This is a genomic window from Cryobacterium cryoconiti (assembly GCF_004403065.1).
Classification (GTDB): domain Bacteria; phylum Actinomycetota; class Actinomycetes; order Actinomycetales; family Microbacteriaceae; genus Cryobacterium; species Cryobacterium cryoconiti.
Genome location: NZ_SOHA01000028.1, coordinates 209,365 through 215,785, shown reverse-complemented (window position 1 = coordinate 215,785; position 6,421 = coordinate 209,365). Strand labels below are relative to the sequence as shown.

Annotated in this window: 6 protein-coding genes; 3 read left to right on the top strand and 3 right to left on the bottom strand. The window is 69.3% G+C overall.

What is annotated here, in order from left to right:
* Positions 1–204 precede the first annotated feature (204 nt).
* Complete coding sequence (locus tag E3T49_RS09970; RefSeq protein WP_241972742.1) at positions 205–1,482, bottom strand: multidrug effflux MFS transporter; 1,278 nt, start codon at positions 1,480–1,482, stop codon at positions 205–207.
* A 608-nt stretch (positions 1,483–2,090) separates the two neighbouring features.
* Between E3T49_RS09970 and E3T49_RS09965 the strand changes: the two genes are divergently transcribed.
* A complete protein-coding gene (locus E3T49_RS09965; RefSeq protein ID WP_166785517.1) occupies positions 2,091–2,912 on the top strand; it encodes a DsbA family protein in 822 nt (273 codons plus the stop codon).
* Positions 2,913–3,090: 178 nt separating this feature from the next.
* Complete coding sequence (locus E3T49_RS09960; RefSeq protein ID WP_134424747.1) at positions 3,091–3,417, top strand: CHY zinc finger protein; 327 nt, start codon at positions 3,091–3,093, stop codon at positions 3,415–3,417.
* A 105-nt stretch (positions 3,418–3,522) separates the two neighbouring features.
* Here the strand turns inward: E3T49_RS09960 and E3T49_RS16365 are convergent, their stop codons facing one another.
* Positions 3,523–4,356, bottom strand: coding sequence for a M23 family metallopeptidase (locus E3T49_RS16365; RefSeq protein WP_194087974.1), 834 nt, complete (start codon positions 4,354–4,356; stop codon positions 3,523–3,525).
* 360 nt (positions 4,357–4,716) lie between these two features.
* Positions 4,717–5,133 (bottom strand): ArsR/SmtB family transcription factor, encoded by a 417-nt coding sequence (locus E3T49_RS09945; protein WP_241972741.1) that lies wholly within the window; start codon positions 5,131–5,133, stop codon positions 4,717–4,719.
* Positions 5,134–5,233: 100 nt separating this feature from the next.
* Between E3T49_RS09945 and arsB the strand changes: the two genes are divergently transcribed.
* Positions 5,234–6,388, top strand: a complete 1,155-nt coding sequence (gene arsB, locus E3T49_RS09940) for an ACR3 family arsenite efflux transporter (RefSeq protein WP_134424746.1) — start codon at positions 5,234–5,236, stop codon at positions 6,386–6,388.
* Positions 6,389–6,421 lie beyond the last annotated feature (33 nt).

Here is a 6,421-nt window from a genome sequence, read left to right as displayed (position 1 = left end):
GGCGCGGGGCGGCGCGGGGGCTGTCACCCGGCGGGGCGGCGAGCGGCGCGGGGCTGTCGCCCGCCGCGGCACTCACCCCCGCCGCATTTGTCGCCGGTTCGGACAACTGTTGCCCGTGTGCGGGCAACAGTTGTCCGTTTCGGCAACAGTCACCGCGGCTGGCTTTCCGGAGTCGCCACATCGGTGGCAACGGATGCTGAAACCTCAGTGGTCCAGCGCGGGCACCGACCGGGGGCGCACCAGGAACCACAGGGAGAGGATCGACACCACCGCGGTGGTGCCCATCACGGCGCCCATCGGGACGGCACTGCCGACCCCGAGCAGGCCGACGATGGGCGACACGAGCCCGGCGACGCCGAAGTTCGCCGCACCGAGGAGCGACGCCGCCGTGCCGGCCTCATGGCCGTGCGCGGCGAGCGCCATCACCTGAACGCTGGGCATCGTGAATCCGAAGGCCGCGATGAAGAACCACAGCGGCACCAGGGTGCCCCAGAGCCCGGCCCCGGCGAGGTCGAGCAGCACGATCGCGCCGGCGGTGATGAACAGCACCAGTGTCGACACGGCAACGATCCACTGCGGTCCGACGTTGAAGCGGTGCATGAGGCGCGAGCTCAACTGAACGCCCGCGATGACGCCGAGTGAGTTCACGGCGAACAGCACGCCGTACTGTTGCGGGCTGAATCCGTACACGTCCTGGAACAGGAACGACGACGCCGAGAGGTAGGAGAACAGACCGGTGAACGACATCGCGCCGATGATCGCGACACCCACGAAAACCCGGTCGCTGAGCACCGCACGGTAGCGCTGGCGGAGGGAACTGTGCCCCCTGACGTGGCGTTCGGCATCCGGAAGCGTCTCGACGATCCAGAACGCGACGGCCAGGATCACGACCGTGCCGTACGCGGCGAGCACCCAGAAGATGCCGCGCCAGCTCATCACCAGCAGCAGCTGCGAGCCGATGACCGGGGCCAGCACGGGGGCGAGGCCGCTGATCAGCGCGAGGCGGGAGAGCATTTTCACGAGCGGCTTGCCGCCGAACAGGTCGCGCACCATGGCCAGGGCGACGACCGCGCCGGCCGCAGCGCCGAAGCCCTGCAGCAGGCGGAAGACCGCGAGCCAGACGATGTCCTGCGAGAGGGCGGCGCCCACGCTCGCCAGGATGTGGAAGCCGGTCGCAAGCATCAGCGGCAGGCGGCGCCCGACCTTGTCGCTCCAGGGGCCGACAACGAGCTGGCCGAAGCCGAAGCCGATCATGGTGCCGGTGAGGGTCAGCTGGATGGCGGCAGGCGAGACGCCGAACTCGCCCTCAAGAGTGGGGAACGCCGGCAGGTACAGGTCGATCGTGAACGGGCCGAGGGCGGTGAGCGCACCGAGCACGATGATGTAGACGAGGCGCTGGCCGCGGGAGAGGGCATCGCCGGGATGCTTCGCGGCAGACTTGAGGTCGGCTGCGGTAATGACGGTAATGGCGGCGGTGGTCACGTGATGTTGATCCTTGAGATTGGTGGTGCGGGCCCGACAGGGCCTGCCGCGTGCTGGGCTGAGTTCGTTCGAGGCGCCGCATCGCGGGCGTCAGCACCGGCAGCGGAACACGGAACCGCTCTCACAGACAAGACAACCACGCCTGAACCTATTCCCCTGTTCGGGGAACGCCGCGGAAGTTGCAGGAATCCGCCGGATAGTGCACCGGCAGCGGGCCTCCCCCGTGCCCCGGCCTCCCCTGTGCCCCGGCCTCCCCCATCCCCCCTATCTCCCCCATCCCCCCCCCATCTCCCCCATCCCCCTGTTCCCGCTGTTCCGCTTTCCCCGTGCATAACTCCTGCAAATCGGCGGCCGACCCGAACCGGTCCCCGGAATCCCGGGGCACTCCGCCGTCCCCGCTGCAGATTGCAGGAGTTATGCACGTGAGGCACCACAGACGAGACCGGAGCGCGAACCCCGCTCACAGGTGCCTCACAGCCCTGGGGCATCACCCCCGAAGATGGACCCTCTAACCTTGATACCACCTGCCAGTCGCAACGAAACGGTGCACGAAGTCCATGAGCAATGTCTACGGCAAGCCAGTCCCCCCGAAGAAGGATCGCCGCGAGATGGCGCGTGAAAGCGCCCGGCAGCTCCGCGAGGAGCAGCAGAAGAAGGAGAAGCGCAACCGCTGGCTGTTGCGCGGCGGCATCGGCGCCGGCCTGGTCGCAGCTGCCGTGGTTGTTGCCCTGATCGTGGTCGGCAACACGGGTCCCGCAGCGCCCGGCCCGCTCAACATGGCCAGTGACGGCGTGCTCCTCACGGGCGACGGCACCAACATCGTTCCGGTCGAGACCGTCGCGGTCGCCGCCGACGAGGACCCCATCGCCACCGACCCCGGCACCCTCGGCGACACCGCCAACATTGTGGTCTACGCGGATTACCTGTGCCCCTTCTGTGGCCAGTTCGAGGTCACGAACGGCGAGCAGATCGCCGGCTGGGTCGCCGCCGGAACCGCCACGCTCGAACTGCACCCGATCTCAATCCTCGACCCGGTCTCGGCCGGCAGCAAGTACCCGACCCGGGCCGCCGCCGCGCTCTCCTGCGTCGCGAACTACGAGCCCGAGAACGTGCTCGCCATGAACGCGGCACTGTTCGCCAACCAGCCGGCGGAGAACACCGAGGGCCTGACCAACGAAGATCTGGTCACCCTCTCCACCAACGCGGGCGTCACCGACGAGAAGGTCGCCACCTGCATCACGGAGAACACCTTCACCTCGTGGGTCGGTGACGCCACCAAGCGTGCCCTGGACGGCCCCATCCCCAACGCTGACATCGAGCAGATCAAGGGCACGCCCACCGTCCTGGTCAACGGCGTCTCCTACCCCGGCGCCCTCGATGACCCGGCCGCCTTCGAGGCCTTCGTCACCGCGCAGGTCACCGGCGAGTAACCCGGCGTCACCCCGAGTTCGGCACGTCCGGTCGAGATCGTCAGGCACACCTGTCGACCTGGACCGGACGTATCGAACTCGGCGCCGTTAGCGCCGCGAACGGATGCCGCAGCATCCGTTCGCAACCCGGCGAACCCGACACGGGCCGCCACTTTCCCATCGCAGGCGAAGGACCAGCATGCAGATCCACGGCCAGACCGTCGACGCCCAGACCCGGTGCGTGCATTACCGTTCCGCCCTCGACGTCGTGGCCATCCAGTTCTTCTGCTGCAGGCGCTTCTACCCGTGCCACCAGTGCCACTCCGCCGGCGAAACGCATGCCGCCCGGCTCTGGCCGGCTGACCGCTGGGCCGAGCACGCCATCCTCTGCGGCGTCTGCCGCAGCACGATCTCCATCGACGGATACCGCACCGCATCGGCGTGCCCGTCCTGCGGCGCCGCTTTCAACGACGGATGCCGCGCTCACGCCCATCTCTACTTCGACCTCCCGGCTACACCGGCCTGAACGGCGGCGGCGGGACCACCCGGCACCCGGAGCGAAGGCGCGACGGAGCCGCGACCCGCGGCACGCGACCCGCGGCACGCGACCCGCGTCCCGCGACCCGCCTGCCTACATCGGGCCGGCGCGCTGCGTCAGCCAGGCGTACGGATCCGTCGGGGTGATCCCGCCGATCAGGATCTCGAAGTGCAGGTGCGGGCCGGTGCTCTGGCCGGTGCTGCCGACATTGCCCAGGTGCGTGCCCACGCCCACGGACTGTCCCGCGGAGACCTGCAGTGAACCGGACTGGAAGTGCGCGTAGACGCTGCTGACGAGCTGGCCGTCGATGGTGTGGTCGACGATCGCGTACACGCCGAAGCCGCCGTTGTCGAAGGCCGAGACCTCGCGCACCACGCCGTCGGCAACCGCAGACGCTGGAGCGCCCTCGCCGGGGAGCATGTCGAGTCCCTTATGGAAGGTCGAGCAGCCCCCGCAGGGTGCGTCGCGCGGACCGTAGGGGCTGGAGAGCCGCACCGAGCCCGGGAACGGCCAGCGCACGGCGCCGCCGGCGGGAACCGCAGCGGCTGCCGCGGCCGGGGCCGCCGGAGCGGCAGGAGCCGCCGGCACCGGAACGGGCTTCGGGGCATCCGTCACGGTGAACCCGTCGCGCTCCACGACGGCCGACGCGGCCGCGCTGGGTACCAGACCCTGCAGCGGCTCGGCGTCAGCCATGACCGCGGCCGCAGCCGAGTACGCAGACCCGGGATCGGAGGCGGTCGACGTCACGCCATCCGTTGCGGCCCGCATCGACGCGGCCACCGCGGCGTCCGGCAGTCCGGCGTAGGGGTCCAGCTCCGAACCCTGGGCCGGGATGGCAAGGGTCACGGTCAGAAGCGTGGCGAAGGCCATCGCGATGCCGCCGGCAGCGGCCTGACGCAGGGATCGGTTGAGCTTAGGCGTCTGCATAGGCGCCTTCCACCGAAACACGGCAGGCAGAGGAAAAGGGGAATAGCGGCATGTGAAAGCTCTCGTCGGCGCGGTTACGCGGGTCGGGTGAGGGGTGGACTCTCACTCAGACGGAGGATGCGCTCACAGCGCAGAGCAATCCCACGGGGAACGACGCTCCCTCTTCGGAAGTGTCCAGGTGCGCCGCACGACGTGGGGCTGCGCGCACAAGTGTTGAGGATAGCTCGCTATCCTGAAAAAGCAATGGGCTTGCACGGATTGGTCACGGATGATCCGGGCCGGCCGGCCGGGTCCGACAACCCGCCGCAACGCCCCCGAGCTCAGCCCGACAGCCTAACCCGCCGGCTCGGCTCCGCAAACTCAGAGCCCGAGCACCCGCTCCGCCAGCGAGCCGAGCGCCCCGGGGACGAGCCGGTAGTACGCCCAGGTGCCCCGCTTGTCGCGGGTGAGGATTCCGGCATCCACCAGCACTTTGAGATGGTGGGACACGGTCGGCTGGCTGAGCCCGAGCGGCTCGGTCAGATCGCAGACACAGGCTTCCAGGTCGGCGTGCGCAGCCACCAGGGACACCAGGCGCAGCCGGGCCGGGTCGGCGACGGCCTTCAACAACCGGGCCAGTTTCTCGGCCTCGTCGGCGTCGATCGCCGTGCGCGACGCGGGGGCGCAGCACGCCGCGCCGGTCGTACCCGCCGCGGTCGCAGCAGCCAGGGCGCTGTCAATCGGAGCCTCGGGCACAGGGCGGGTCTCGGTGAACGGCATCTGAACAGTATCTCCCATAAATTGACATCCATCGATGCAATGGGGAAGACTCCCTATCGACACCCTAGATATTAGGTGCCAGCCACTGTTTTTTTGCCTCACCCGCTGACGGAGCCAGATGCCCTACCCCGATCCCTCGACCGTTCAGCCCAGCCGGCCGGCCGCAACCGCTCCCGCCCCCGCCCAGCTCGGGGCGATGGACCGCCTGCTGCCGGTCTGGATCCTCGCGGCGATGGCCCTCGGGCTGCTGCTGGCCGTCTTCGCACCCGGCGTCGGCGATGTGCTCGGCGCCTTCACGATCGGCTCGGTCAGCGTGCCGATCGCGATCGGGCTGCTGGTGATGATGTACCCGGTGCTGGCCAAGGTTCGCTACACGGATGCCCGCATCGTCGCCCGCGACCGCCGCCTCCTGGTCTCCTCGCTAGTGCTGAACTGGCTCGTGGGCCCGGCCCTGATGTTCACCCTCGCCTGGATCTTCCTGCCTGACCTGCCCGAGTACCGCACCGGCCTGATCATCGTGGGTCTCGCCCGCTGCATCGCCATGGTGCTGATCTGGAACGACCTCGCCTGCGGCGACCGGGAGGCCGCCGCATTCCTCGTTGCCGTCAACTCGGTCTTCCAGGTCATCGCGTTCGCTGCGCTCGGCTGGTTCTACCTGCAGTTCCTTCCGGCCTGGCTCGGCCTGTCCACCACCAGCGCGGAGTTCTCGATCTGGGCGATCACTGTGAGCGTGCTCGTCTTCCTCGGCATCCCCCTGCTGGCCGGCTACCTGTCCCGCCGGGTCGGCGAAGCCACCCGCGGCCGCGACTGGTACGAGAGCCGGTTCCTGCCGAAGGTCAGCCCGTTCGCCCTCTACGGTCTGCTGTTCACGATCGTGCTGCTCTTCGCCCTGCAGGGCCAGCAGGTGATCGATCGCCCGTTCGACGTGGCCCTGATCGCCCTGCCACTGCTCGTCTACTTCGCGGTCATGTTCGCTGCCGGGTTCGCCACCGGCAAGCTCACCGGCCTCTCCTACGAGCGCACCACGACCCTCGCTTTCACCGCAGCGGGCAACAACTTCGAGCTGGCCATCGCGGTGGCCATCGGCACCTTCGGTGCCACGAGCGGCCAGGCCCTGGCCGGTATCGTGGGCCCGCTGATCGAGGTTCCGGCGCTGGTCGCCCTCGTCTACGTGGCGCTGTGGCTGCGGCCGCGCCTGTTCCCGGGGGCCGCGCCGCAGGCATCCGTCGCCGCCGACCCGGCCGCCGCCGACCCGGTGCCCGACCGCGTCTGACGCTCAACGCGCCGATGTGCTCCCCGAAATCCC